We start from the raw sequence: 25445 nt of genomic DNA on the forward strand, positions 1-25445 counted from the left end.
TCAGCCTCCGGGGTTCGCCGCGGGCGTGCGCGGCCGGTCGGCCCGCAGCGCCAGCGCCTTCTTGTCGACCTTGCCCAGCGGGGTCGTGGGGAGCTCGGCGACGAACTCGACCCGGTCGGGCAGCTTGTAGTCGGCCAGGCCCCGCTCGCGCAGGGCGCGCTTGATGTCGGGCAGCGCCGGGGGCTCGCCGGTGACCACGAGGTAGGCGCAGGTGCGCTCGCCCAGCAGGTCGTCGGGGACGCCGACCACCGCGGCGCGGGCGACGCCCGGGTGGGCCAGCAGGTGGCCCTCCACCTCGGCTGCGGAGATCTTGTCGCCGCCGCGGATCACCACGTCCTTGATCCGGCCCTCGATGACCAGCTCGCCGTCCCCGGTCAGCCGGGCCAGGTCGCCGCTGCGGTAGAACCCGTCGGCGGTGAACGCGACCGCGTTGTGCTCCGGCGCGCGGTAGTAGCCGCGCAGGGTGTACGGGCCGCGGGCGAGCAGCTCGCCCACCTCCCCGGGAGGCACGTCATGGCCGTCGCGGTCGACGATCCTGATCTCGTCGGCGGGGGACAGCGCCCGGCCCTGGGTGCCCAGGACCACCTCGCGCCGGTCCTCCGGGCGGGTCATGGTGATCAGGCCCTCGGCCATGCCGAAGACCTGCTGCAGCCCGCAGCCGAAGGCGGGCGCGATCCGCTCGGCGACCGACCGGGGCAGCTTCGCCCCGCCGACCTGCACCACCCGCAGGCTCGACAGGTCCGCCTCCGACCACTCCGCCGCCTCCAGCCACAGCTGGGCGACGCTGGGCACCAGCGAGGTCACCGTGACCCGCTCCCGCTCGACCAGCGCGAAGCAGTCGTCGGCCGTGGGGTCGTCGGCCAGCACCACCGTGCCGCCCGCCAGCAGCGTGCCGATGACCCCCGGGCAGCCCCAGGTGAAGTTGAACTCCAGCGGCAGCACGGCCAGGTACACGTCCGATGTGGACATGCCGAGCACAGCGCTGCACGCCCGGGCCTGGTAGGCGTAGTCGTCGTGGGTGCGGGGGATGACCTTCGGCAGCGCGGTGGTCCCACCGGAGAGCAGGAAGAAGGCCACGTCCCCGGCGTCGGGCTCGGGCAGGTCGACCGGCTCGGCGTCCACAGCGGACAGGTCCGCGATGTCGCCCTCGCCGCTGGTGCTCACCAGCAGCCGCAGGTCGGGCGCCTGCGCGCGGACCGAGCGGGCCAGCTCGCGGTGGTCGAACCCGCGGTGCACCCCGGGCAGCACGTAGGCGGTGGACCCGGTGATCCGGCACAGGTGCCCGATCTCCTGGCCCCGGTGCGCCGCCAGCGCGAACACCGGTGTCGCGCCGAGCCGGAACAGCGCGAAGCACACCGCGGCGAACTCCGGCACGTTGGGCAGCTGCACCACAACCCGGTCACCGGCTGCGACGCCGCGCTGGGCGAAGCCCGCGGCCATCCGGTCGGCCCAGCGGTCGAGCGCGGCGTAGGAGATCCGGCGGTCGCCGTGCACCAGCGCGGTGGCCGGGCCGAACCGGGCCGCGGCGCCGCGCAGCAGCGCGCCGAGGGACTCCCCGCGCCACATCCCGGCCGCCCGGTAGCGCCGGGCCGCCTCGGTGGGCCAGGGCGTGCATCCGGCGAGCATGTCAGCCCTCCTCCGGCTCGGGGGCGGCGCTGATCTCGACCACCGCGGCGCCCATCGACGCGCCCGCGCCCGAGGACACCAGCAGCACGCGGTCGCCGGGGCCGACCTGCCCGCTCGTCCACAGGTGCTCCAGGCCGATGAAGACCTCCGTCACCCCGGCGTGCCCGATGCCGCGCAGGTGGTCCCAGACGCCGCGCTCGGCGTCGATGCCCAGCGGGGCGAGGAACATCGCCTCAAGCGAGTCCCAGCCGAACCCCGGGTGGGCCACCCGGGCGATCTCGTCGAGGGTGCAGCCCGCCTCCTTCAGCACCGACTCCACGACGTCGACGATCTTGTCGCCGAAGTAGCCGATGGGCGGGGTGACGCCCCGGGCCCACTGGGCGCGCATGTGCGCGCGCCGCCGGTCGAAGTCCAGCGGGGCGCCGACGGTCACCCCGGGCGGGAACAGCGGGTCGCCGCCGCGGTCGAGCGCCTCCATCCGGGCGTCGGAGACCGAGCCGATGGCCAGCAGCCGGGCGAACCCGCCGGTCCGCGACACCGCCACCGCGGCGGCGGAGTCGGCGAGCACGAACGCCGACGAGGTCCGCCAGCGGTCCACCAGCGGGATGGAGAAGTTGTCCGCCGCGGTCACCAGCGCGGCCGGGTGGCTGGGGTTGGCCAGCAGCCGGGTCGCGGCCAGCTCCAGCGCGGCCAGGCCGCCCAGGCAGCCCTGCTTGACCTCGATCGCCGGGATCGGGCGGTCCAGGGTGTTGTTGAGGATGTAGTGCGCGGGCGACCAGGCGTCCGGGCCCTGGTGGTGGGCGTGGCTGTGCAGCAGGACGCCGAAGTCGTCTGCGGTGTGCCCGCTGCGCCGGACCGCCGTCGCGGCGGCCTCGACGGCCATGTCGGGCGCGGGCCGCGGACCGGCGACGGCCACGGCGGTGAGGCGCGCGGACTCGCGGGCCGCCGCGTCGTACCAGCCCTGGGCCACCGCGTGCTCGGTGCTGACCCGCTCGGGCACGACGCTGCCGATCCCGGCCAGGTGGATGCCGTCGGTCCTCACGCGCCCACCCCGGCGCGCACCGGGCTGGCGACGAGGAACCGCGCCACGCTGTCGAGCTTCTCGCAGGTCTCCTCGAACTCCCGCTCGGGCTGCGACTGGCCGACGATCCCCGCGCCCGCCCGCAGCCAGGTCCGCCCGTGCTGGCGGTAGATCGTCCGCAGGACGAGGGCGGCGTCCAGGGCGCCCGATTCGTCCACTGTGAGCACCGCGCCGCTGTAGACCCCGCGCCGCTCGGCCTCGTGCCTGCGGATCGAGGCGTAGGCCGCCTCCTTCGGCACCCCGGATGCGGTCACCGCGGGGAACACCGCGCCGAAGGCGTCCCAGGCGTCACGCCCGGCGGCCAGCCGCCCGGTCACCCGGGAGGCGAGGTGCTGGACGCTGCCGCGCTCGGCCAGCGACATCAGGTCGCGGACCCCGACCGAGTCCGGCTCGCACACCGTCAGCAGCTCGTCGTTGCCGACCTTGACCGAGATCGCGTGCTCGTAGATCTCCTTGGCCGAGGCCAGCAGCTCCCCGCCCAGCCTGCGGTTGGCCGCGGCGTCGGCGGTGAGCGCGCGGGTGCCCGCCAGCGGCTGGCTGACCACCCCGCCGTCGGCGGTCACGCTGACCACGATCTCCGGGCTGAACCCGGCCGCCTCCAGCCCGTCCAGCCGCAGCAGGAACGAGCGGGCCGGGGTGTTGCGCCTGCGGCCGAGCACGTAGGTGCCCACCAGGTCGACGTCCTGCTCCACCTCGACCAGCCGGGACAGGATGACCTTCTGCAGCCGCTCGTCTTCGATCTCCCCGACGGCGCTGGCCACCGCGGCGCAGTACTCGTCGTGCCCGGTCTGCCGCACGTCGATGGGCACGGCGCGGTGGTCCCGCTCGGGGACCGGGCCGGTGAGCAGGTCGATGAGCGCGGCCAGGGTGGCCGGGTCGGTGGCCCGCACGTGGGCGTGGCCGCCGCTGATGCGCACCTCGCTCTCGGGCACCACGAGGTGCAGCAGGGCCGCGTCGTCCAGATGCGACCGGTCGCCGCCCTTGGCGTAGGACAGCTCGAACGCGGCGGTGCCGTAGGCCCGCCAGCCGCGCACCGGCACCATCGCCAGCAGGTCGCCGACCTGCCGCAGCGGTTGGTCGCCCCACGGCAGCGAAGCATCGCGCACGCCGCGCAGCCGCGCCCCGCTGCGGTCGAGCCGCAGGTCGGCGAGCACCCCGCCCGCGTACGACCAGTGCCCGCCGTTCTCGTACACCACGAACTGCTCGTGCGGGCCCGAGTCGGCCAGCCGGGCGACGGCGTCCAGCGGGTCGGCGGGCACCTCGATCGTCGTCTCGATGTAGTGCGGCCTTGCAGTCGTGCCCATCCCAGCGACCTCCGGTAGCCCGAGAAATGCGATTTCAGCGAAATGTGATGAGCGCGAGGACCTGCGCTCGCAAATGCGGTGTCCCGCCCCGCGGGACATCGGGAGGAAATCCAACCCGCCGTGAACCAGGCTAGTTCACCGCGGCTGCGGCCCGCCACGGAACCACGCGGAAACCACCGCTATGGCCTGCTTGGGGTTGAGCCGGGGATCGCAGAAACTGGTGTACTTGTCGCCGACGTGATCAATCATCGAGGCGTCGGCGACGCATTCGGTCACCGCGTCCGGGGTGGTCTCCAGGTGCAGCCCGCCCGCGACCCCGCCGCCCGCGGCCACCGCGCGCTGGAACCCCACGACCTCGCGCACGACGGTCTCCAGGAACCGCGTCTTGAGCCCGTTGGGCCCGTTGACGGTGTTGCCGTGCATGGGGTCGGTCAGCCAGACGACCGGGTGGCCCGCCGCGCGCACCGCGGCCACCAGCGGCGGCAGCCGCTCGCCCACGGCGTCGGCGCCCATGCGGGCGATGAGGGTCAGCCTGCCCGGCGTGCGGAAGGGGTCCAGCAGCTCGCACAGCGCGACCAGCTCGTCGGGGTCCATGCCCGGCCCGACCTTGCAGGCGACCGGGTTCTCGACCGCGGCCAGCAGGGCGGCGTGCGGGCCGTCGACCTGGTTGGTGCGGTTGCCGATCCACGGCCAGTGCGTCGAGGTGAGCAGCCGCCGCCCGGCCTCGTCGCGGCGCAGCATGGGCAGCTCGTAGTCCAGCAGCAGGGCCTCGTGGCTGGTCCACACCGACGCCGCCACCCGCGGCTGCCGCTCCCGGGTGCGCCAGCACAGGTAGCCCATCGCCGCGCTCGCCGCGTCGTAGCCGGTGAGCAGCCGCCGCGGGTCGGGCAGGCGCAGCAGCGGGTCCGGCTCCGGCCGGTTGACCATGTGGCCGCGGTAGACGGGCAGGTCCGCCCCGCCCACCCGCTCGGTCGGCCGCGACCGCGGCTTGCCGAACTGCCCCGCGATCCGGCCCACCCGCAGCACCGGCCTGCCGGTGGCCATCTTCAGCACCCCGGCCAGCAGGTCCAGCAGCGCGACCTTGCGGGCCACGTAGACCGGGGTGCACTCGTCCGGGTCCTCGGCGCAGTCGCCCGCCTGCACCACGTGCATCTCGCCCGCGGCGACCCGGGCCAGCAGGCGCCGCAGCGCGGCGACGTTCTCCGCGCGCACCAGCGGCGCCCGCGCGGCCAGCTCGGCCCGGACCAGCCGCACGTGCCGCTGGTCCGGCCATTCCGGCTGCTGCAGCGCCGAATCGGCCGATATCGACAACAGTTCACTCCGCACCTTGGCCTCCGACCACCGACAACGGTCCACCCGGCCATTTCGCAATTCCCCCCGGGCGGCGTGCGCCTTTCCAACATGGCACACGCGCGGCGGGGGCCGCGAGGAAATTGAATCCCGTGGAATCCCGCCGTCCCGCCGGCGGGACGCGAATCGCGGCCGATGTTGCCGTCGCGGGCTGATCGGGAATAGGGTGGGATCGAATTCATCGGCGGACGCGGGCAGCCGGGGCCGCCCGCGTCCGCGGGGGTGGTGCGGGCGAGCGGGTCAGACGCTCTTCATCATCCCGCCGTCGATCACCAGGTCCGCGCCGCTCATGTTGCGGACCCGGCCGGAGGCCAGCAGCGCCACCAGCGCGGCGATCTCCGCCGGGTCGGCGAACTCCCCGGTGGACACGCCCACGGCGGCGGGCAGCCGGTCCTTGTACTCGGCCAGCGTGGACCCCGCGCGCCGGGCGAGCATGTCCCCGGCGCCGCCGGGCGACGACCACAGGTCCGTCCACACCGGACCCGGCGAGATCGTGTTGACGCGCAGGCCCTGGGCGCCGAACTCCTCGGCCAGCGCTTTGCCGAGGTTGGTCACCGCGGCCTTGACCGCGGACTGGGCGACCAGCCGCGGCTGCGGCACCCGCGCGTTGACCGAGCTGATGTTGATGACCGCGCCGCGGGTGGCGAGCAGGCTCGGCAGGGCGGCCCTGGTCGTGCGGACGGTCGACATGAGCGTCGCGTTGACCGTGTGCAGCCAGGCGTCGTCGTCGAGCTGGAGGAACCCGCCGGACGGCGACGACGTGCCCGCGACGTTGTTGACCAGCACGTCGATGCGGCCGTGGTGGTCGATGGCGTGGCGCACGACGCGCGCGGGCGCGTCGGGGTCGCCCAGGTCGGCCTCGACCGCGTCCGGCGTCAGCTCGGCGAGCGCCGCGGTGACCGTGCGGCTGGCCCCGACGACGGCGAACCCGTCGTCGGCGAGGGCGCGGGCGACCGCGAGGCCGATCCCCCGGCCCGCACCGGTCACCACGGCGACTCGCGTTGTCTTCGTCATCTGGTCTCGTCCTCCACGGCGGTAGCTGAATCCTGTTCGCAGATCACGGCGCGGCGCCTCCGGTCAGGGCGTGCTCGGCCGCGCGGTCGAGGATGAGCACGATCCAGTTCTCCAGCTCGTCGTCGCAGCGCTGCGCCGCGGCCCGCCAGCGCTCGACGCGCTCGCGCGCGACCGGCAGCCGCGGCATCAGCGACGTCGGGGCGGGGGCCTGCCGCTCGCCCCCGCGGCTGCCGCGCAGCCTGCGGCGCAACTCGTTGCGCGACCATCCCGCCTGCTCGGCGCGATCGAGCCACTGGTCCTGCACCGCCGTCGGCAGCGCGGCCACCTCGGCGTGGTGCTGGAAGCTCAGCCCCTCCCGGCGCCGGTGCAGCGGGAAGCGCCGGGCGATCCATGCGTAGTTGCGCAGCGTCTGGTAGTCGAGCCCGGCGACCTCGACGGCCCGCAGGTACCGGTCGGCGTAGTTCTTCTGGCCGCAGACCAGCCAGTCGCCCAGGCACCATGCCGACGAATCGATGATGCGCGAGAGCTGGACCCCCGTCCGCTGCCAGCTGTCGTAGGTGAGCCCGCCCGGGATGCGCAACCCGACGCGGGACATGAGCACCTGGTCGTCTTCGCGTTTCCCCGGCGCGCGGGCAGGCTCCCGGACCTGCTGCTGTGCTGGTGGCACGTTTCCCCCTAAGAGTGCCTACTGGTGTGGCGGCGCTTTCGGCGGTTCGGGGGCGACTCGGGCACACCCGGCGAAATAGCCATTCCGCCCGTTGCTCGCCAATTGATCTCGGGCTCGCCAAAGCAGTCCCCCCGGACCCCAGTGCGGCCACCCTAGCACAGGGGTCCTCGACCAGACTCCCGTTGCGGGCCAACGCATTCAGCAGCGTCACCGGGTCTTCACCTGATAGTGTGAAGGCGCAGGTGAATTGGGGAAACTGGGGTGGCCCCGTCCGTAGAGTCGTTCACGTTACGGCGCGGGCGTTGGGCCATGTGGGGGAGAACGCAATGGATGAAATCTTGACCAGGAATGCGGAAAACGACGAGCGCTCAGCGCAGTTCCCGCCGAGCCGCTTCGGGCCGTTCACCGTGTTCCCGGGCGATCCGCGCTACGGCGAGCTGGTCACCGGGGACAACCAGCGCTGGGTCGGCTCGCCCGACTACTTCCAGCTGGTCGGCTCGACCCAGCAGGTCGTCGACGCCGTGCAGCGGGCCGTGCGCGCCGGGCGGCGGGTCGCGGTGCGCAGCGGCGGGCACTGCTACGAGGACTTCGTCGCCAACCCGGACGTGCGCGCGGTCATCGAGCTGTCCGGGATGGACGCGGTCTACTACGACCCGCGCATGCGCGCCTTCGCCGCCGAGCCCGGCGCCCGGCTGCTGAACCTCTACGCCACGCTCTACAAGGGATGGGGCGTGACGCTGCCGGGCGGCCGGTGCTACTCGGTCGGCGCAGGCGGGCACATCTGCGGCGGCGGCGACGGCCCGCTGTCGCGCCGCGACGGGCTGACCGTCGACCACCTCTACGCCGTCGAGGTCGTCGTGGTCGACCGGCACGGCACCGCCCGCAGCGTGGTGGCCACCCGCGAGCCCGACGACCCCAACCGCGACCTGTGGTGGGCGCACACCGGCGGCGGGGGCGGGAACTTCGGCGTCGTCACCCGCTACTGGCTGCGCTCACCGGGCACGACGGGCGAGGACCCGACCACCGCCCTGCCCAGGCCGCCGTCGGCCGTGCTGCTCAACGCGATGGCGTTCTCCTGGGACGAGCTCACCCCGGAGCGGTTCGCCCGGCTGGTGCGCAACTACGGCAACTGGCACGAGCGCAACAGCGCGCCGGGCTCGCCGGGGGTGGCCCTGGCCGCGTCGCTGGCGCTCAACCACCGCTCCAACGGCAGCGTCTCGCTGTTCGTCCAGGTCGACGCGGACGCCCCGCGCGCGGAGCGGCTGCTGGCCGACTTCGTCGCCGAGGTCCGCGACGGGGTGACCCCGCAGGTCTACCCGGTGACCAGCAACGCGGGCGAGTACGGCCCGATGCCGGAGCTGATCGACATCCAGCGCCTGCCCTGGTTCCAGTCGGTGCGCTTCCTGTCGACCAACTCGACCGTCCTGACCAACCCGGGCCTGCGCGCCGACCACAAGTCGGCCTACCGCCGCAAGGGCTACACCGACGCCGAGATCGCCACGATCCACAAGCACCTCACCAGCCCGGACATCGCCAACCCGAACGCCATGGTGCTCCTGCTGCCCTACGGCGGGAACATCAACGCCGTCCACCCGTCGGCCACCGCGGCCTCCCACCGCGACTCGGCGTTCCAGGCGATCTACCAGACCTTCTGGGTCAAACCCGCCGACGACGCCGTGAACCTGGCGTGGCTGCGCGCCTTCTACGCCGACGTCTACGCCGGGACCGGCGGCGTCCCGACCCCGGGGCCCACCTCCGACGGCTGCTACATCAACTACCCCGACACCGACCTCTCCGACCCCGCCTTCAACACCTCGGCGGTCCCCTGGCACGACCTGTACTACAAGTCCAACTACCCGCGCCTCCAGCAGATCAAGGCGAAGTGGGATCCCCGCAACATCTTCCAACACGCCCAGTCGATCCAACTGCCGTCCTAGCGCCTACGTCGGCCGGACCGGCTGGCGCAGGATCGTCCGCCGCTTGGCGGGCGGGGTGCGGCGGGGGTCGCTGAGGTAGATCTCGTGGTGGTCGCCGTTGAAGGTCAGGCCGTGGGCGGGCAGGTAGTCGTGGTGCAGCCGGTCCAAAGTGGGCGCTTCGTCGTCAAAGGGGCCGATGTGCAGGATCTGGACGCTGGTCCCCTCGGTGAGGGTGAGCAGGCGGACCTCGGCGAGCGCGGGGAGGGACTTCTTCCGCGCCACGCTGTCGACCGCGTTGCGCACCATGTCCTCGGTGATCCACGGCGGCTGGCTGATCAGCATCGTCCACTCCCACGCATCCTTGCTGCGCTTGGTGAACACGCTCGGGTCGTCGGCCCGCCACAGGCCCTCCAGCGGGCCGACGACGAAGTCCCTGCCTTGGGCCTTGCCGGCGAACTTCAGCGTGTAGGCGACGCCGTAGAGGGCTTCGACGGCGGCGGCGTAGGCGGGCGCGGTATTCGGGTCGCCGCGGCCGTCGACGGCGAGGTACTGGATCGGGGGCACGTCGACCACGGCGAAGTCGCGGGACGGCGGGGCGTAGAGGGCCTTGCGGGCCTTCTTGATGTCGTACTTCTCCACGGTCCTGTCCTCGGTGAGCGCGTCGAGCGTCGATCGCGTCCAGGCGATGTCGGCCTTGAGCATGGCCTCGCCGTGGTCGAAGATCGCGCAGGCGGCGAACGGCAGCGGATGCTGGGCGGCCCGCGCCGCCTCGACCTGCGCCAACTGCTCCCGCAGGGCGTCGAGGCGGCGGGTCAGCCCGGACACCACGTCGGCCGCGGGCAGCCCCGGGCTGTTGGCCATCCCGATCAGCACCCGGGCGCGCAGCGGGGTCGGGGTGGCCAGCGCCTCCCGCGTGGCGGCGGCGCACAGCTCCCGGCCCGCCGCGGTGGCCTGGAAGGTGACGCGCGACTTGCCCGGCCCCGGCGCCCCGGTCGGTTCGACCAGACCGCGTTTGGCCAGCTTGTCGAGCACGTAGTAAATAGAGGAGAAGCCGAGCGCCGTCCACGCGCGCACGCCGCGCTCCTCGATCACCCGCTCCAGGTCGTACCCGTGGCGGGGGTGCTCGACGAGCAGGCCGAGGACGGTCAGCTCGCCGTCGGTCAGGGACGCGGACATGCCGCCTATTCTAGCGCTAGAATAGGCGGCATGCCCGGCCGGTGGGTCAGGCCGCCTCGACCGGCAGCCACAGCTCGCAGGTCGCGGTGCTGAAGTCCGCGGCGCGGTCGAGCACGGCGACGATCGACGGTCCGGGCCGCAGCCGCCACGGGTTCGCCGGGAACCACTCGGTCGCGGTGGCCGCCCAGGTGTCCTGAAGGGCCTGCGGGTGCGGCCCCGAGGTGCGGAACACCGCCCACCGGCCCGCGGGGACCTCGATGGCGTCGAGGTCGTCGGGGGCGGGCGTGCCCGCGGCGACGGCCACCCCGTGCAGGTAGGTCAGCTCGGTGCCCTCAGCGGCATCGGGGTCGATGTCGTCGGTGACCTGGAGCAGCCCGGCCGGGTCGGTGTCGCCCAGCGCCTTGAGCCGGGCGTGCTCCGCGGCGGGCAGCCGCGCGATGTGCTGCTGGATGTGCGGGTTGACGCCGCGGTGGATCAGCGGCACGCGGGTGGCGTGGCCGATCAGCCGGAACGCGGGCCGGTCGAGGATTCGGGTGTCCATCGGGGAGCTCCCTTCGACGGTCAGGCGGAACCTGAGTTGCGGTTGGGTGCGAAGGGGGCCGCCGTCGCGCCGCGCGTCGCGCGGGCTGATCCCGTGCACGGCCCGGAACGCCCGCCCGAAGGCCTCGGTCGAGCCGTACCCGTGGTTGACCGCGATCGTCAGCAGGTCGTCGTCGCCGCGGACGACCTCGGCTGCCGCGCGGGTCATCCGGCGCCGCCGCACGTACTCCGACAGCGGCATGCCCGCCAGCGACGAGAACATCCGCCGCAGGTGGTACTCGGTGGTGCCGTGCCCGCTGGCAAAGCCGTCCACATCGATCTCCGCGCCGAGGTGCTCCTCGACGAGGTCGACCAGCCGGTTGAGCGCCGTGATCATCAGCGGCCTCCCTTCGCCACCACCTTCTCCCGAACCGGCCCGCCGGGGCCCGATCGCAGCGGACCGATCGGGTCATCCCGGCCGGCCGCCGCGGCTCCGGGCGCTCAGCCGACGGCCTTGCGCACCAGCTCGGCGATCTTGGTCTCCACGGCGGACGTCACCGCGGTGATCGCGAAGGCCGTGGCCCACATGGTGCCCTCGTCCAGCTCCGCCGGGTCGTTGAAGCCCAGCGTGGCGTAGCGGGCCTTGAACTTGTCCGCGGGCTGGAAGAAGCAGACGATCTTGCCGTCGACGGCGTAGGCGGGCATGCCGTACCACAGCCGCGGGGCGAGGACGGGGGCGTTGGCCTTGATGATGGCGTGCACGCGCTCGGCGATGACCCGGTCGGACCCGGGCAGCTCGGCGATCTTGGCCACGACGTCGCGCTCGGCCGCCGCGGCCTTGTCCGCCTGGGAGGCGCGCCTGGCCTGCTTCTTCAGCTCCTGGGCGTGCTCCTTCATCGCCGCCCGCTCCTCGGCGGTGAAGCCCGCGTAGTCGGCGGTCTTCTTGGCGGTCTTGGTGGCGTTGCTCACGGGAGGGGTCCTTCCGGCTGGTCAGCGGCTCGTGCTGACAGCAACGCTAGGCGCGGCCCCACCGCCCCCGCTTCTCCATTCCTGACCGACCCTCACGTCCGGGGTCGTCAGGGGATCCGGTTGGTGACCTGCTCGTCGCGGTCGTAGCGGGCGATCGACCGGTAGTCGCCGAAGGCGGGCACCGGCTCCCAGTTCGCGTCGACCGGCACATCGGTGTATTCGACGGTTTCCTGAACCCGGTCGACCTTGTTCCGGATGAGCCGCTTCACATAGCCGTCCTCGCGGTAGGTCACCGTTTCGTGGGAGGAGGCGTCGGAAAGCCGGAGCCCGGCCTGCTCGTCCGGGTACTTCCACAGGTGGACCCGGGCCAGGAATAGGCTTTCCCCGGTTTTGCGCATGAACGTGTATTCAGTGGACTTGCGGCCCGGGGCGTCGAGGAAGGTCACCACGAAGACCCCGGTTTTGCGCACCACGGTGACCAGCGTCGGCGATTTCGCGCCGGTCCGCGGCGGCATGATCGCGGTGTACTCGTCGCCCGCTGCGTCGCGGACCCGGGCCTCGTCCTCGGTCAACGGCTCCCCGGGGGCGCTGTCGGCGTAATTCCACTTGAAGCAGTAGTCGACCATGTCTCCGTGCCCGCGAATTGTGGATCAGTACGTTCGGCCGTTCTCGTCCCGGATGATGATACCCAGCTTGCGCGCCTCGGCCAGCACGGCTTCCGGCACGTCCCGCGTCTGCACGGGCACTTCCAGGACCATGTCGCCGTCCATCGGCAAACCGATGGCGTCGTCGCCGAGATCGCGCCGGTTCGTCGGCGTGTCGGCGACAATCGTGCCCGGCCCGTAGTGGTTGGCGAGTTCGCGCAGATATCCGATCGCCGTGCTCTCCTGCACCTCGCCCAACTGGGTGTGCTTGCGGCTGACGATCTCCTCGCCGGGCACGTAGGAGTCCACCCGCGGGTACTGGCCCTTGTCCGAGCGGGGCTCGACGTGCACCTCGTTCGCGCCGCCCTGCTCCTCGTAGTAGGGCTCGCGCCGCCGGTTGAACTCGTTGCCCTCCTCGATCCGCTGCCGCAGCCACTCCGGCATGCTGCTGGACTCCTCCGAGCCCGGCTCGCGGGTGCGGCCGGGCTGGGTGGTCTGCCCGTTGCCGGACGCGCCTCCCGGGCGCCCGCGCTGGGCGATCTCCTGGGTCGCGCGCTGGGCGGTGGAGACGCTGGAGGAGGCGTCGACGTCGCCGGAGCGCCGCGACGGCCTGCGCCCGGAGCCGCCGTCGCCGCCGTCACCGCCGCCGCCCGGCCGCCGGGTTCGTGGGGTCATGTCGCGCCTATCCGTCGAGCAGCAGGGAGAGGTTGGTGATGCTCTGCACCAGCGAGGTGGTGTAGTTCAGGATGCGCCCGGCCCACTTGACCACCGCGGCCGCGATCTGCGCGGCGATCACCGGGATGGTCACCACCAGCAGCGCCTCGACCGCCCAGACGACCACCCGGGCCACCAGGTCGGCGATGAGGTCGCGGACGATCTCGCGGGTCATCTCGACCAGGCCGCCCGCGCCCTCGGTGGCCGCGGCCATCCCGGCCGAGATCGCGGCCAGCCCGCCGATCGCATCGACGTTGTTGGCCATCAGCTCGCGGTAGCCCTCGGCCGCCGCGCCGGTCCACTCCGAGAGGTCGCCGTCGAGGTTCCTGCGCAGCTCCTCGGACATCGCCTGCAGCTCGGTGGCCATGTTGTTCCAGGTGGCCGCGTGCGAGCGGACCACGTCGGGCATGCCGGTCAGCTCGTCGAGGGCCTGGCGCAGCGGCTCGAAGTACTCCATCGCCCAGCCCAGGCCGTTGGACAGCAGCGCGCTGAACGGGTCCATCACCGTGGCCGCGCCCTCCAGCGCCAGGCCCGCGCCCGAGAGCGCGCCGGTGACCCAGTCCTCGCTCTTGATCGCGGTGACCAGGTCCTCGATCCCGTCGGCGAGGCTGGAGCCGGTCCACGGGTCGCGCGTCGACTGGACCGGGGCGACGAGTGATCCGTCGGTCACGGCAGCTCCACCACCCCGATGCGGTTGAGCTTGTCGGCGCTGTCGTTGTCCACCTCGTCGTAGGCGTCCGCGCTCAGCTCCAGCTCGCGGCTGGCGATGTCGAGGTTCTCGGCCACGTAGGCCAGCAGCTCGTCCTGCTTCTGGTGCCTGCCCTCCAGCACCCCGGCGATCCAGCCGCACAGCAGCCCGTACGCCTGGTCGTCGCGCGCGATGTGCGAGCTGGCGCTCTGCACGGCGTCGAAGCGCTGGCGGACCGCCTGCACGTTCTGCGCGTGGGTCCGCAGCTGCTGGATGTCGACTTTGAATCCCACGGCTCACCCCTCGGGGAACGGGTCGTAGTAGCCCTCGTCGTCCTCGTCGGGGCGGCGCTTCTGCGGGCTCGGCGGGTTCGGCGCGCTGAAGTCGCGGCGCAGGTGCCGGTCCACGCTCTCCGCGATGGCCTTGGCAGCAGGCGACTCGGTGCCGACCGTCTCGGCGATGACCTCCCGCGACCGGTCGGCGAGGGTTCCGCGCGCCGCGCCGAGCGTGCTCATGATCGCCTGCGCCACCACCTCCGGCGCGACCCGCCCGATGCGGTCGGTCAGCCGCAGGTCGACCAGCGCCCCGGTGGAGTCGACCGACACCTCGGCCAACCCGTTCGGGTCCCGCGCGGTCACCCGCAGCTCCTGCAGCCGCTGGCGCATCGCCTCGGTGTCCTGGGCCATCTTGTCGATGCGCCCCTTCCACGCCGCCAAATGCTCCCGCGCACCGCCGGGGTCGAGGATCGCGCCGTCCATGCCCAGCAGCCTAGTGATCGGGGGCGGCCCGCGGGCAGTGCTCGCGCGGATTCGTCCGCCAGTTCATGCGGTGCGACGGCGGGCGACACCACCCGCGATCGCCCCCGCAAGTCCCAGCGCGATGGACACCACGCCGCCGCCGAGGCCGTTGCCGGTGCCGAGCCCGCCGTCGGCGGTGACGACGACCAGCGCGCCGATGACCGCGCCCATCGCGCCCAAGGCGACGGCGGCCGCGCTGGAGCGCCGCGCGGTGGCGGGGCGGCGGGTGAAGCGGGTCAGGGACAGGATGGCTGCGGTGAGGGCGGCCAGGCCGAGCAGCGCGGCGGCGAGGGCGGCGAGCCTGCCTGGGGAGAGGGTGTAGGCGTCGGCGCTCTGGGCCAAGGACGTGACCAGCATGGGGGTTCCTTCCAGTGAGTTGCCGCTGATCTTGTCCGGCCGATCACCGGTCGTCGTCGTGCTCGGGCAGGCACTTTGCGGTGCCACGGGTGGCGCAGGGCGGCGGGGGAGTACTGCGGGTGCGGTAGTCGGCGGTCGTCCCCGCGTGGGATTCGGCGGTGCGCGGCCGTGGTTAGGGTGGCCGCATGAAGGGGCGGGCGGTCGTCGTCGATGGGGGGCTCGCCGTCGGGGTGGCGGTGACGCTGGTGGTGACCGGGCTGTCCAAGCACCACCCCGATGCGGGTCTGCCGGGGTACGTCGTGCTGGCGGCAGGCGGATTGGCGCTGGTCGGGCGCAGGCGGGCGCCGGTGGCCGTGCTCGCCGCGACGGGGCTGTGCGCGCTGGGCGCGCAGGCGCTCGGGTTCGACGTGCCGGTCGTGGCGTACCTGTTCGCCGTCTACTCCGCCATGCGCGCCGGCCACCGCGCGATCACCGCCGCGAGCGCCGTGCTCATGCTCGCCGCCCTGCCGCTGGCGATCGTGGTGTCGCCGCACGGCGCGCTCGTGGGGGAGGCGTTCGCCCGCTCCCGGGACGTCCTCGAACTGGCGTGGCTGGTCGCCGCGGCCGCGGCGGGGGAGGCGCTGCGGCAGGCCGAGCGGCGCGCCGACGAGGCCGAGCGCACCCGGGAGGAGACCGCGCTGCGCCGGGCGAACGAGGAGCGGCTGCACATCGCCCGCGAGCTGCACGACTCGCTCACCCACCAGATCTCGGTCATCAAGCTGCAGGCTGAGGTCGCCGTCCACCTCGCGCGCAAGCGGGGCGATGCGGTGCCCGAGGCCCTGCTGGCCATCCGGGACGCGGGCCGGGAGGCGGCCAGGGAGCTGCGCGCGACGCTGGCGGCCCTGCGCGACGACGACAAGGCGGCCCAGCACGGCCTCGACCACGTGCCCGACCTGGTCCGCCGGGTCCGGGCCACCGGCCTGGACGCGACGCTGACGATCGGGGGCACGCCGGACGCCGTGCCCGCCGCGGTCGACCGCACCGCCTACCGCATCGTGCAGGAGTCGCTGACCAACATCACCCGGCACGCGGCGGCCGCGACGGCCACCATCCGCATCGACTACCGGCCCGACGCCCTGGTGATCCGCGTGGACGACGACGGGACGGCCACAGCGGACGATCCGCCCGCGCCCGGCGTCGGCCTGCTCGGGATGCGCGAGCGGGTCACCGCGCTGGGCGGCGCGCTGCGGGCGGCGCCGCGCGGGGGCGGCGGCTTCACCGTCCACGCCGAACTGCCGGTGGAGCAGCGGTGATCCGGGTGCTGCTGGTCGACGACCAGCCGCTGATCCGCAGCGGCTTCCGCGCGCTGCTGGCCGCCGAAGACGACATCGAGGTGGTGGCCGAGGCCGCCGAGGGCGCCGCCGCCGTGGCGCTGGCCCGCCTGCACCGCCCGGACATCGCCCTGGTGGACATCCAGATGCCCGGCGTCGACGGCATCGAGGCCACCCGCAGGATCGCCGCCGACCCGGACCTGGCCGGGGTGCACGTGGTCATCCTGACCAACTACGGGCTGGACGAGCACGTCTTCGACGCCCTGCGGGCGGGCGCGGCCGGGTTCCTGGTCAAGGACATCCAGCCGGAGGACTTCCTGCACGCCGTGCGCGTCGCCGCCCGCGGTGACGCCCTGCTCGCCCCATCGATCACCCGCAGGCTGATCAACCGGTTCGTCGCCCAACCGCGGCCCACCGCCCCTCGGTCGGACGACCTGACCAACCGCGAACGCGAAGCCGTCGCCCTGGTCGCCCGCGGGCTGTCCAACGACGAGATCGCCGCCCGCATGGTGATCAGCCCGCTGACGGCCAAGACGCACATCAACCGGGCGATGGCCAAGCTCCACGCCCGCGACCGCGCCCAGCTCGTCGTCTTCGCCTACGAGTCCGGGCTGGTCACCCCGGCGGGCTAGGCGACGGCCTCCGCGGGGCGGACCTCGACGTCCAGCGCCGCCACGACCTCGTCGACCCGCTGGGCGAGGCCGTCGCGGTCGTCGGCGCTGACCACCACCCAGCCGAGCTTGCGGCCCGCCTCGGTGAAGGGCTGCACCGCGTCGCCGGGGCGGACGAACAGCTCGACCGACGTCACGTCCGGCAGGGCGGCCACCGCGTCCAGCCCGTTCGCCCCGACGAACTCGCCCGGGCCGGGCAGGGGCGAGGTGAGCACCTGCAGCCGGGTCGGCCGCCACCGGGTGGGTTCCAGCCGCACCGGCTCGCCGATCGCCAGGGCGACGACCGCGGCCACGCAGTCCACCCCGGCGAGGGCCGACACCAGCCGCGGGAAGCCGTTGCCGGACATGCGCGCGCCCACCTCCAGCACGTACCGCGTGCCGTCGGGGGAGACCACGACGTCGAAGTTGGCCGGGCCGTCGAGCAGGCCGAAGGCGCGGCACAGCGCGGCGGCCTCGGCGGTCATCGCCGCCTCGTCGGCAGGCGTCAGCCGCGCGGGCGCGGTGTGGCCGCCGATCAGGAACCCGGGGCCGGGCAAGATCATCTTCTCGGTGATGACGCCCAGCGCCACCTCGCCGCCGGACATGAACACGTTCACCGTGTAGTTCACGCCCTCGACGAACTCCTCCACGATGACCTGCCCGCGCGGGGAGAGCCGCGCCGCGGTCTTCAGGGCGACGTCGAGGTCGGCCGGGTCGTCCACGCCGTGCACGCCGCGCCCGCCGGAGGCGTCGGTCGGCTTGACCACGACCGGGAACCGGAACCCGGCCGCGGCGGCGGCCAGCTCGGTCAGGTCGTCGGACTGCGCCCAGCGGTAGGTGGGCACGCCCGCGGCCGCCGCGGTGCGGTGGAAGGCCGACTTGTCCATCGACACCGCCGCCGCCTCGGCGGGGTACACCCACGGAGTTCCGAAGTGGACGGACAGGTGGTGCCAGGAGTCCAGGCAGGTGTCGGCCGCGGTCGACACCACCCCGGCCAGCCGCCTGCCGCGCAGCGCCGCCGCGATGCCCCGGTGGTCGGTCGTGGAGATGCGCAGGAACTCGTCGGCCAGGGCGATGCCCGGCCGGTCGGCGCGCATGTCCACCGCGATGGTCCGCAGGCCGCGGCGGCGCGCCTCCTGGTAGAGCACCACCTGCTCCTCGCCCGCGCCCAGGACGAGCAGGTCCCCGGCGCTCACCGCGGCGCCGCCTCGGCCGCGCGCCGCGGTGGCGGCGGCGCCTGCACGCCCCGGTCCAGCAGGTCGTCGTCGGACACCGGGATGTTCGCCTCCCGCACGTAGTAGATCCGCCGTGGTCGCACATCCATCATCCGCCGGTGCAGGTACCGCCCGACGACGGCGACGCAGACCGCCGTCGTCGCCGACACCAGCAGGGCGGTGGCCAGCAGCGCGGTCCCGCCCACCGCCCCGGTCGCGCCGAGGACCGACAGCACCACCGCGGCGAGCGCGGCCACGGCGGCCAGCAGGTACACCGCGTTGAGCGGCCGCCAGGAGAACCCGAACCACAGCTCGAAGGCGTCCCCGGCCAGCCGTCCGATGCGGAACTTCGACGTGCCCGCCGCCCGCTCCCGGTGCGCGACCGGGACCGTGGCGCACCGGGCGCCGATCTGGGGCGCCTTCGCCACGAAGTGCGAGTTGCCCGTCGGCAGGTCGACGATCGTGCGGCCGACCTCGGTGCGCACGACCCGGAACGACGTCGCCCCGTGCGGCACGTCCACGTGCAGCACCTTGCGCGCCACCCAGTGGGCGCCCGCCGCGCCCATCCGCCGCAGCACCGAGTCCTTGCGGTCGGCCCGGATGCCGAAGACCACGTCGTAGCCCTCGCCCGCGGTCTCCAGCAGCCGCCACGTCTCCGCCGCCGGGAACTGCATGTCGGCGTCGAGCTGGACCGCCCACGGCCGGGCCGCGTAGCGGAACCCGGCCGTGACCGCGGCGGGCAGGCCGAAGTTGCGGGCGAAGGAGACGTAGTGCACCCGCGGGTCTTCCTCGGCGATGCGCTTGATCCGCGCCAGCGTGTCGTCGCGGCTGCCGTCGTCGACGAACAGCACCTCCAGGTCGTCGACCGCGCCGAGCGCGTCGCACACCTCGCGGTAGGCGCGGTCGACCTGGGCGCCCTCGTTGTAGCAGGGGACGATCGCGGTCAGCCCGCTCACATCAGCCGCCGGGACCAGGTCGTCGGGGTCAGCTCGTTGACGATCTCCAGTTCGAGGTTGTAGTCGAACTCCCGCGGCCCCTGCCGGGAGATCCACTCGACCATCTCGGCCAGGCCCTCGCGCAGGCCGACCTCGGTGCGGTAGCCGAGGAGCCTGCGCGCCTTGTCCGAGCTGCAGGTGGCGTGGTGGACCTCCAGCGGCCGGGCGGGCATGAAGATCGGGTCGCAGTCGACGCCGATGATGTCGCAGATGGTCTGCGCCAGCTCCAGCACCGTGACCGTGCCCTCGTCCGGGCCGACGTTGACCACCTCGCCGACGATGTCGCGGTCGATGGCCAGCTTGGTCAGGCAGGACACCACGTCGGAGACGAAGCTGAAGCAGCGCAGCTGGCTGCCGTCGCCGTAGATCACCGGGGGCAGCCCGCGCAGCACCCGGTTGATCATGATGGCTGCGACGTTCCGGTACGGGTCGTCGAAGCGCTGCCGCGGGCCGATGATGTTGTGCGGCACCGCGATGTTGTGCTCCATCCCGTGCACCCCGGCGATGGCCCGCACCTGGAGGTCCGCCGCGTACTTGGCGATCCCGTACGGGGTCAGCGGCTCCGGGCGCATGTCCTCGGTGAACGGCGGGACGAGCTCGCCGTAGCGCGACATCGATGAGCAGTGGACGAACCGCCGCACACCGTTGCGCACCGACGCCGACAGCATCGCGACCGTGGCCCCGGTGGTGTGCTCGTTCACCAGGTACGGCGCGAACACGGACAGGCCCTCGTAGGGCGCGGCCGCGCAGTGGAAAACGATGTCCACCCCGTCGAGCATGTCCTCGTACTCGGCGGCGTTGCGGCAGTCGGCCACCCGGAACTCAACGCCGTCTGGAACGTTATCCTTAAAACCGTCGATCATGTTGTCGATACCGCGGACGTGGTAGCCCTGGGTAAGCATCCAATCCGCTACGTGACTGCCGAGGAACCCGGCAACCCCAGTTATGAGAACGCTGTCTTCCATCGTTGCGTCGCCCTTTCCACGGCGCGAAGTGCCCGGACTGTAACAATCGGTTCCGTGTCGGGAAAGACCGTTCTTCTACGGAAATGCCGAATATTCCGAACTACTCCGTACGGAGCACGGTGCACTGGTCGTGAACGAGTAGCCAGGCGCTGCCCTCCCGGACGAACGACAGCCCCATGACGAACCGCGACGGCGGCGCCCCCGGCCCGTCGGCGTAGGTCACCTCGACCACCCGGACGGCCGAGTCGGCCGTGGTGACCGAGCGCCGGTGCACCACGTCGTAGGTCCAGCCCGGTTGGGCGAACCACTGCTCGTGGAAGGCGATGACCTCCGCCGCCCCGGTCATCACCCGCCCGCTGGGCACCACGACGGTGACCTCGGGGTGCAGGCTCGCCGCGTACCCGGCGAGGTCGCGCCCGGCGATCGCCGCCAGGTGCGCGTCGATGGCCGCCTGGGGGTCGGTTTCGACGGCCACGGCGAACTCCTTTCGGTTTTCGGTGAATACGCCCGCGCCCGCCTGCGCAGGCGCGTGACATTACCCAATTCCCGTCGCCGCGGAAGGCGGTTCGGCGCAACCGTGACCGGGAACGGCGGCCGAACGGACGCGGACGCTGGTCCGCTTCGCCGAACCTGCTTCCCAACGGCCCGCCGGTGGTTACGATGCCCGTCACGGGTGGGGCGAGGAATTCTGGAGCGATCATGGTTGTTGATCAATCCGCGACGCGGTCGCGGTGGATCTTCATCATCCTGGCGGCCGCGGCGTTCGCCGCGGCGGCAGCGGTCTATTTCGGGTTCCCGCACGAGAAGGAGCTGCCCAACATCTGGGTGTTCCTGGCCAAGCTCGTCCCGTTCGTCCTCGCGGTCGAGGCCATCGCCGCGATGGACCTGTCGGCCCGGGTGCGCCGGGGCATCGCCCTGGCCGCCATCCCGATCTGCTTCCTGGTGTACTTCACCTACTTCGTGCCGAAGATCTTCTTCGGCGAGGGCGTGTACTACCTGGTCCTCATGCTCACGCCGTTCCTGATCCTGGCCTTCGTGCTGGCCTGGCGGCTCGGCGGCGGCTCGGGCGGGATGGCGCGGCGGCTGGGCTACGCCTGCATCCTGCTGCAGCTGTCCGGGTTGGAGGACCTGGCGTACCTGACGGTCAACCCGCACACCGACCCGAAGTGGACGCCGATCCCGGAGGTGTGGTCCTGGGCCGACCACATGACCGTCCGGGTCGGCCACGAGCTGACCAAGAACGAGGCGTTCGTCTTCATCGGCGTGCACGTGGTGCTGGCGATCCTGGTGCTGACCCTGCCCGACCGGTTCTGGCGCAGGCTCGTCGGCCGCCGCACGCGCCCGGCTGGCGACGGCGCGCGGCGCGCGGAGCCGGAGACCGTCCACGCGGGTCAGTGACCGCCCGGCCGCGCCGCCGCGACGTCCTGCGGGTCATCGCCGGACGCGGGACGGCGCGGGCGTGCCTCTCGATGTCGGCGGTGGTGCTGCTGCCCGCGTGGGGCGCCGCGCGCTTCGGCGAGTACGTCGCCGCCACCAGCACCTTCGTCTTCCTCGTCTTCCTGGTGATGGGCGCGGAGAAGACGATGCTGACCTCGGTGCCCAGGACCGCGCGGCTGGCCCACCAGTCGATGCGGGCGCTGCTGGCCAGGGCCGCCGCGCCGGTCGCGGTGTGCGCCGCGGTCGCCGCCGCCCTGGCCCCGCTCGGCGGGCGCCCCGCGCTCTACGGCCTGGGCGCGGTGTACCTCTCCGGCCAGGGCCTGCTGTCCGCGCTGGCCTCGACGCACCGCCTGCTCGGCCACCCGGCCCGCGACGGCCTGGCGTTCACCGCCGTCGCCCTGCACGTCCTCGCCGCGACCGCGCTGGCGGTGGCCGGGTACCTGGAGCCCTACGCCTACCTGCTCGTGCTGGTGGTGGGCGTGCTCGCGGTGTGCGCGGTGCTGGCCGCCCTGGTGCCCGCCGTGCGCGCCCGGCCCGCCCGCCCGCGCGCCGGGCTCGGCCCCCTGCTCACCCGCCGCGCCGCGCTGGCCTCGGTCACCGACGTGGCCGACTCGGCGTCGATCTCGGTGCTCTACGTGGTGCTGGCGGTGGTGGTCGCGCCGCAGGACGTGGCCGCGGTCTACCTGGCGCTGCTGGTGTCCGCCGCGCTCGGCGGCCTCGCGCTGCTGCTGCTGCGGATCGGCCAGCCCGCCACGTCCCTGCGCCTGCGCGGCACGGCGGGCCGGTCCGGGCGGGCGGTGGCCCGGCGGATCAGCGGGGTGGCCGTGGCGGTGACCGCGGTGGCCGTCGGGCTGGTCCTCGGCGCGGCCGCGGTGGTCTGGGCGCGCGGGGGAGCGGCGGCCGTCGGCGACCTCGGCGCGAACCCGGTGGCCCTGGCCGTGGTGACGCTGGTGGAGATGACCGTGTTCTGCGCCGTGGTCTACGCGGTGTACCTGCTGGAGAACACGACCGGGGCGGCCTTGCGCACCACCGGCTCGGCCGCGGTCGCCGGTCTGGTGGCCACCGCGGCGGCGGCGCTGCTCATGGTGCCGACCCTCGGCGCGGTCGGCGCGATGACCGCCCTGGTGATCGGCCTGGCCGCCAAGGCGGCCTGGCTGCGCGCCCGGCTCCGCGAACCGGCGCGCGTGCCCGCCCCGGTCGCGGCCTGAGGCTCAGCGCAGCAGGGCGGCGTGCTGCTCGGTCTCGGTGGCCCCCACCGACGACTTCAACCGGCCCTTGCCCTTGCCCAGGACGAGCGCCGGGCGGCGGTTGCCGGTGATCCACTCGATCATGCGCGTGATGTGCAGGAAGTACAGGTCGCGCACGCCGCCGTCGTCCACCGGGACCATCGCCCACGTGCGCCAGACCGGCGCGGTGGGGTGGTCCAGCAGGATGCCGACGCCGACGAGCCTGCCGGTGCCCGGGTCGGTGTAGCGGAAGGTCACCGTGTCCGGCTGGCCGGTCAGCTCCTCGATGTAGCCGGTCAGCTGCGGCACCGGGTTGTGCATCAGGCCCTGGTACTTCGCGTTGTTCTGGCGCAGCAGCTCGGTCACCTCGGCCGCCTGGCTCACCCGCTCGCCCGCGGTGGTGGTGACCACGACGCGGTCGGCGAGCTTGCGCCCGATCACCCGCAGGTTGCTGCGGCGCTTCTTGTCCAACGAGCGCAGCCAGGCATCCACATCGGACATTCCGGCCGTATCGATCGTCCAAATCGGTTCCGTGATGCGCGACAGCAGGACTCGATCGCCCAATGCGGACAACTCGGCCGTCGTCGCCTGGCGCAGCACCGTGGCCAGGCAGCCGGGGCCGAGCTGGGCGCGCATGGCCCGCTGGTAGCAGGCCAACCCCCGCACCCCCTCCGCCAGCCACCAGCCGGGGACGGCGCTGGTGCCCGGGCCGCGCACGTGCAGCGCGCCGAGCCGCGGCCGCGCGCCCGCGGGCAGGAAGCCCCGCCAGCGGCCGGGGAACCCCAGCCAGCCCGCGTTCACCACCCCGACCGGGCCGTCGTCGCCGTGCAGCACGGTGATCAGGTGCGGGCACCGCCCGCTCCACGCCTGCGCCCGCAGCACCGGCCACGCCCAGTCCGCGCGCAACCCGGCCCGCTTGCGCAACTGCGCCCAGTACGCCGGTTCGGGGTCCGTGCGCGGGTCCAGCACCTCGACCGTCATCGGCGGCCCACCGCGGGTTGGGGCACGGCGACCGTGCGCAGTTCGCGGGTGCGGAACCCCAGCGAGGTCTTCACGTCCATCAGCCCGCGCCCGGAGGTCAGCTCGGCCCGCCCGGCCGAGACCAGGTGCCGCACGCAGCGCAGGTAGCAGTCGAAGTACAGGTTGTGCCTGCCGCCCTCGGCCGGGGTGAGCGCGGCCCAGTGCTGCAGCACGGTGCTCGACGGGTGGTCCAGCAGCGTGTTCGCGGCCAGCAGCGTGCCGCTGTCGTCGCGGTAGGTGAGCAGGCGGACGTCCGGCCTGCGCACGAACTCGGCCAGGAACGCCCCGGACACCGCGGTGCGCGGGTCGGTGCGCGCGATCCCCAGCCGGGCGCGGTGGCGGTTGATCAGCCCCGCCAGCTCGTGCGGGTCGGTGTCGGTGCGACCCCAGCCCTCCCGCACCTCCAGCGTCGGATCGCGGTCGATCTTGCGGGCGTAGCGGCGGATGCTGGTGCGCCGCTCCTTGCCCAGCCCGGCCAGCCAGCCGTCCTCGGTCGGCCACTCGTTGGCCAGCACCGAGGTCGGGTCGCTGCGCCAGGCCCGGGCCAGCGGGCGGTCCAGCGCGGCCACCAGGTCCGGGTACACCGCCCGGTAGGCGATCCCCAGCAGCCCGGGGCCGACATGGCGCAGCAGGGCCTGCTCGAAGGAGCGGACCGCGGTCGCGCGGTCGTCGAGGTCGGGGTCGAACACCACGGCCGGGTAGCCCGAGAGCCAAGGCAGGTAGACCTCCGCCCACCGCGGGCGCAGCGACCGCTTGGCGGGCGTGGCCGCGTACCGGTGGGCCTGCGGGCGGCAGACCAGGGCGGTGGCCGCGGCGACGATGCGCCCGCCGTCGCGGACGACCCCCAGCACCGGGGGGTTGCGCGACAGCCACGCCTCCAGCCGCATCAGCCCGTAGTCCCAGACCGAGTGCAGGTCCAGCCGGGCGGCGAAGTCGGCCCAGCCGTCCGGTTCGGCGTCGGTGCGGGGGTCGTGGATGCGGGCGGTGGGCGTCACGGCTCCACCACCGGCGTCCCGTGCCGCGGGCACCGGCCCGGCCGCCCGCTCCCGGCGAGGACGTCCACCAGGCGCGGGGACCGCTGCCGCAGCAGGGTGTAGGCCGGGCCTGCCGGGGTGGCCCGCAGGTACACCCTGCGGTGGTCGATGTGCCAGCGCCCGCACGCGCCGAGGGCGCCGAGCACGCCGAGCAGCGGGTGGGCGATGAGGGCGTGCGGCCCGACCGGGTCCGCCAGGTCCTCCGGTCCGCGCAGCGGCGCGCGGGCCACCCGCGGCGCCAGCGCCTCCGGCAGCGCGGCGCTCAACTGGTCCAGATCCTTGTCCCCGCCCACGGCGACGACGTGCCGACCGGCCCGCAGCTGGGTGGCCACCTCCGCCAGCACGCCCGCGTACGGCCCGCCCAACCCCGCTGGGTCCAGCACGCACGACCGCGCGCCCGCCGGGAGGTCCACCGGCGGCTGCGGCGTCGCCGGGTCGACCACCACGACCAGCGCGCCCGGGCCCACCGCCAGGTGCTCGGCGAGCACCGGGCCGAGGCCGCGCAGCGCATCGATGGTCGCCGGGCCGCCGGCGAGCGGGACCAGGTCGCCCACCCGCCCGTCCAGGGCGGCCGCGGGGACCGCGCCGCCGTCGACCCCGGTGCGCCCGGGGACCAGGACCGGGTCGGTGCGGCCGCCGAGCGCCCACAGCTCCCGGTAGAACGGCACCGTGGCGAAGGACGAGCGGACCACCCGCAGGTAGCCCCGCCGCCACGCCATCGCCCGCGCCCGATCCCACACGCGGCGGAGTGTGCCATCCGGACTTGCGCCGG

Annotated in this window: 27 protein-coding genes; 5 read left to right on the plus strand and 22 right to left on the minus strand. The window is 73.6% G+C overall.

The genetic code is table 11. The features are described from left to right. From ACWEPX_RS16365 to ACWEPX_RS16390, 6 genes are all read right to left on the minus strand, one after another. The gene (locus tag ACWEPX_RS16365) at positions 1–1626 is read right to left on the minus strand and encodes a (2,3-dihydroxybenzoyl)adenylate synthase (protein ID WP_451897988.1); all 1626 of its coding nucleotides are present in this window, start codon (positions 1624–1626) and stop codon (positions 1–3) included. Position 1627: 1 nt separating this feature from the next. Then, the gene (locus ACWEPX_RS16370) at positions 1628–2668 is read right to left on the minus strand and encodes a ketoacyl-ACP synthase III family protein (RefSeq protein ID WP_451897989.1); all 1041 of its coding nucleotides are present in this window, start codon (positions 2666–2668) and stop codon (positions 1628–1630) included. Beyond that, complete coding sequence (locus ACWEPX_RS16375; RefSeq protein ID WP_451897990.1) at positions 2665–4011, minus strand: salicylate synthase; 1347 nt, start codon at positions 4009–4011, stop codon at positions 2665–2667. Before ACWEPX_RS16375 ends, ACWEPX_RS16370 begins: the two co-directional genes overlap by 4 nt. 135 nt (positions 4012–4146) lie before the next feature. After that, positions 4147–5322, minus strand: a complete 1176-nt coding sequence (locus tag ACWEPX_RS16380) for a 3-deoxy-7-phosphoheptulonate synthase (RefSeq protein WP_451897991.1) — start codon at positions 5320–5322, stop codon at positions 4147–4149. A 279-nt stretch (positions 5323–5601) separates the two neighbouring features. After that, positions 5602–6375: an SDR family NAD(P)-dependent oxidoreductase gene (locus ACWEPX_RS16385; protein ID WP_451897992.1), complete on the minus strand. Its 774-nt coding sequence runs from the start codon at positions 6373–6375 to the stop codon at positions 5602–5604. A gap of 43 nt (positions 6376–6418) precedes the next feature. After that, on the minus strand, positions 6419–7042 hold the full coding sequence (locus ACWEPX_RS16390; protein WP_451897993.1) for an LmbU family transcriptional regulator: 624 nt from the start codon (positions 7040–7042) through the stop codon (positions 6419–6421). 326 nt (positions 7043–7368) lie between these two features. On the opposite strand from ACWEPX_RS16390, the gene ACWEPX_RS16395 reads away from it, so the two are divergent. Then, entirely contained in the window at positions 7369–8979 is a 1611-nt protein-coding gene (locus ACWEPX_RS16395) for an FAD-binding oxidoreductase (protein WP_451897994.1), read from the plus strand. Between the two features lie 3 nt (positions 8980–8982). On the opposite strand, the gene ACWEPX_RS16400 is transcribed toward ACWEPX_RS16395, so the two are convergent. The 9 genes from ACWEPX_RS16400 to ACWEPX_RS16440 form a co-directional block, all read right to left on the minus strand. Further along, entirely contained in the window at positions 8983–10134 is a 1152-nt protein-coding gene (locus tag ACWEPX_RS16400) for a GyrI-like domain-containing protein (protein WP_451897995.1), read from the minus strand. 46 nt (positions 10135–10180) lie between these two features. Continuing rightward, positions 10181–11050: a GyrI-like domain-containing protein gene (locus ACWEPX_RS16405; RefSeq protein ID WP_451897996.1), complete on the minus strand. Its 870-nt coding sequence runs from the start codon at positions 11048–11050 to the stop codon at positions 10181–10183. A gap of 104 nt (positions 11051–11154) precedes the next feature. Then, complete coding sequence (locus ACWEPX_RS16410; RefSeq protein WP_451898057.1) at positions 11155–11550, minus strand: iron chaperone; 396 nt, start codon at positions 11548–11550, stop codon at positions 11155–11157. A gap of 179 nt (positions 11551–11729) precedes the next feature. Continuing rightward, positions 11730–12248, minus strand: coding sequence for a hypothetical protein (locus ACWEPX_RS16415; RefSeq protein WP_451897997.1), 519 nt, complete (start codon positions 12246–12248; stop codon positions 11730–11732). Positions 12249–12272: 24 nt separating this feature from the next. After that, complete coding sequence (locus tag ACWEPX_RS16420) at positions 12273–12941, minus strand: hypothetical protein (protein ID WP_451897998.1); 669 nt, start codon at positions 12939–12941, stop codon at positions 12273–12275. 7 nt (positions 12942–12948) lie between these two features. Then, a complete protein-coding gene (locus tag ACWEPX_RS16425; RefSeq protein ID WP_451897999.1) occupies positions 12949–13650 on the minus strand; it encodes a WXG100 family type VII secretion target in 702 nt (233 codons plus the stop codon). After that, positions 13647–13961, minus strand: coding sequence for a type VII secretion target (locus ACWEPX_RS16430; protein ID WP_451898000.1), 315 nt, complete (start codon positions 13959–13961; stop codon positions 13647–13649). The genes ACWEPX_RS16425 and ACWEPX_RS16430 overlap by 4 nt, the downstream gene beginning before the upstream one ends. Positions 13962–13964: 3 nt before the next feature. Further along, positions 13965–14426: a YbaB/EbfC family nucleoid-associated protein gene (locus ACWEPX_RS16435; RefSeq protein ID WP_451898001.1), complete on the minus strand. Its 462-nt coding sequence runs from the start codon at positions 14424–14426 to the stop codon at positions 13965–13967. Between the two features lie 63 nt (positions 14427–14489). Next, entirely contained in the window at positions 14490–14822 is a 333-nt protein-coding gene (locus tag ACWEPX_RS16440) for a DUF6223 family protein (protein ID WP_451898002.1), read from the minus strand. Positions 14823–15007: 185 nt separating this feature from the next. Here ACWEPX_RS16440 and ACWEPX_RS16445 point away from each other — a divergent pair, with 185 nt between their 5' ends. Continuing rightward, positions 15008–16114: a sensor histidine kinase gene (locus tag ACWEPX_RS16445; protein WP_451898003.1), complete on the plus strand. Its 1107-nt coding sequence runs from the start codon at positions 15008–15010 to the stop codon at positions 16112–16114. After that, positions 16111–16764, plus strand: coding sequence for a response regulator (locus ACWEPX_RS16450; RefSeq protein ID WP_451898004.1), 654 nt, complete (start codon positions 16111–16113; stop codon positions 16762–16764). The genes ACWEPX_RS16445 and ACWEPX_RS16450 overlap by 4 nt, the downstream gene beginning before the upstream one ends. Here ACWEPX_RS16450 and ACWEPX_RS16455 read toward each other — a convergent pair. From ACWEPX_RS16455 to ACWEPX_RS16470, 4 genes are all read right to left on the minus strand, one after another. Continuing rightward, the gene (locus ACWEPX_RS16455) at positions 16761–17978 is read right to left on the minus strand and encodes an ATP-grasp domain-containing protein (protein WP_451898005.1); all 1218 of its coding nucleotides are present in this window, start codon (positions 17976–17978) and stop codon (positions 16761–16763) included. The genes ACWEPX_RS16450 and ACWEPX_RS16455 overlap by 4 nt on opposite strands. Then, a complete protein-coding gene (locus ACWEPX_RS16460) occupies positions 17975–18952 on the minus strand; it encodes a glycosyltransferase family 2 protein (RefSeq protein WP_451898006.1) in 978 nt (325 codons plus the stop codon). Before ACWEPX_RS16460 ends, ACWEPX_RS16455 begins: the two co-directional genes overlap by 4 nt. Continuing rightward, positions 18949–19956 (minus strand): NAD-dependent epimerase/dehydratase family protein, encoded by a 1008-nt coding sequence (locus ACWEPX_RS16465; RefSeq protein ID WP_451898007.1) that lies wholly within the window; start codon positions 19954–19956, stop codon positions 18949–18951. The genes ACWEPX_RS16460 and ACWEPX_RS16465 overlap by 4 nt, the downstream gene beginning before the upstream one ends. A 100-nt stretch (positions 19957–20056) precedes the next feature. Further along, on the minus strand, positions 20057–20431 hold the full coding sequence (locus ACWEPX_RS16470; RefSeq protein WP_451898008.1) for a YybH family protein: 375 nt from the start codon (positions 20429–20431) through the stop codon (positions 20057–20059). A 224-nt stretch (positions 20432–20655) separates the two neighbouring features. Here ACWEPX_RS16470 and ACWEPX_RS16475 point away from each other — a divergent pair, with 224 nt between their 5' ends. Both ACWEPX_RS16475 and ACWEPX_RS16480 read left to right on the plus strand, forming a co-directional pair. Next, on the plus strand, positions 20656–21354 hold the full coding sequence (locus ACWEPX_RS16475) for a hypothetical protein (RefSeq protein ID WP_451898009.1): 699 nt from the start codon (positions 20656–20658) through the stop codon (positions 21352–21354). Next, positions 21351–22601: a hypothetical protein gene (locus ACWEPX_RS16480; RefSeq protein ID WP_451898010.1), complete on the plus strand. Its 1251-nt coding sequence runs from the start codon at positions 21351–21353 to the stop codon at positions 22599–22601. Before ACWEPX_RS16475 ends, ACWEPX_RS16480 begins: the two co-directional genes overlap by 4 nt. A gap of 3 nt (positions 22602–22604) precedes the next feature. On the opposite strand, the gene ACWEPX_RS16485 is transcribed toward ACWEPX_RS16480, so the two are convergent. The 3 genes from ACWEPX_RS16485 to ACWEPX_RS16495 are packed head-to-tail and all read right to left on the minus strand — an operon-like array spanning position 22605 to position 25413. Beyond that, on the minus strand, positions 22605–23600 hold the full coding sequence (locus ACWEPX_RS16485; RefSeq protein WP_451898011.1) for a GNAT family N-acetyltransferase: 996 nt from the start codon (positions 23598–23600) through the stop codon (positions 22605–22607). Beyond that, a complete protein-coding gene (locus tag ACWEPX_RS16490) occupies positions 23597–24634 on the minus strand; it encodes a GNAT family N-acetyltransferase (RefSeq protein WP_451898012.1) in 1038 nt (345 codons plus the stop codon). Before ACWEPX_RS16490 ends, ACWEPX_RS16485 begins: the two co-directional genes overlap by 4 nt. Beyond that, on the minus strand, positions 24631–25413 hold the full coding sequence (locus ACWEPX_RS16495) for a hypothetical protein (protein ID WP_451898013.1): 783 nt from the start codon (positions 25411–25413) through the stop codon (positions 24631–24633). The genes ACWEPX_RS16490 and ACWEPX_RS16495 overlap by 4 nt, the downstream gene beginning before the upstream one ends. Positions 25414–25445: the final 32 nt, after the last annotated feature.

The organism is Actinokineospora sp. NPDC004072 (assembly GCF_053604195.1).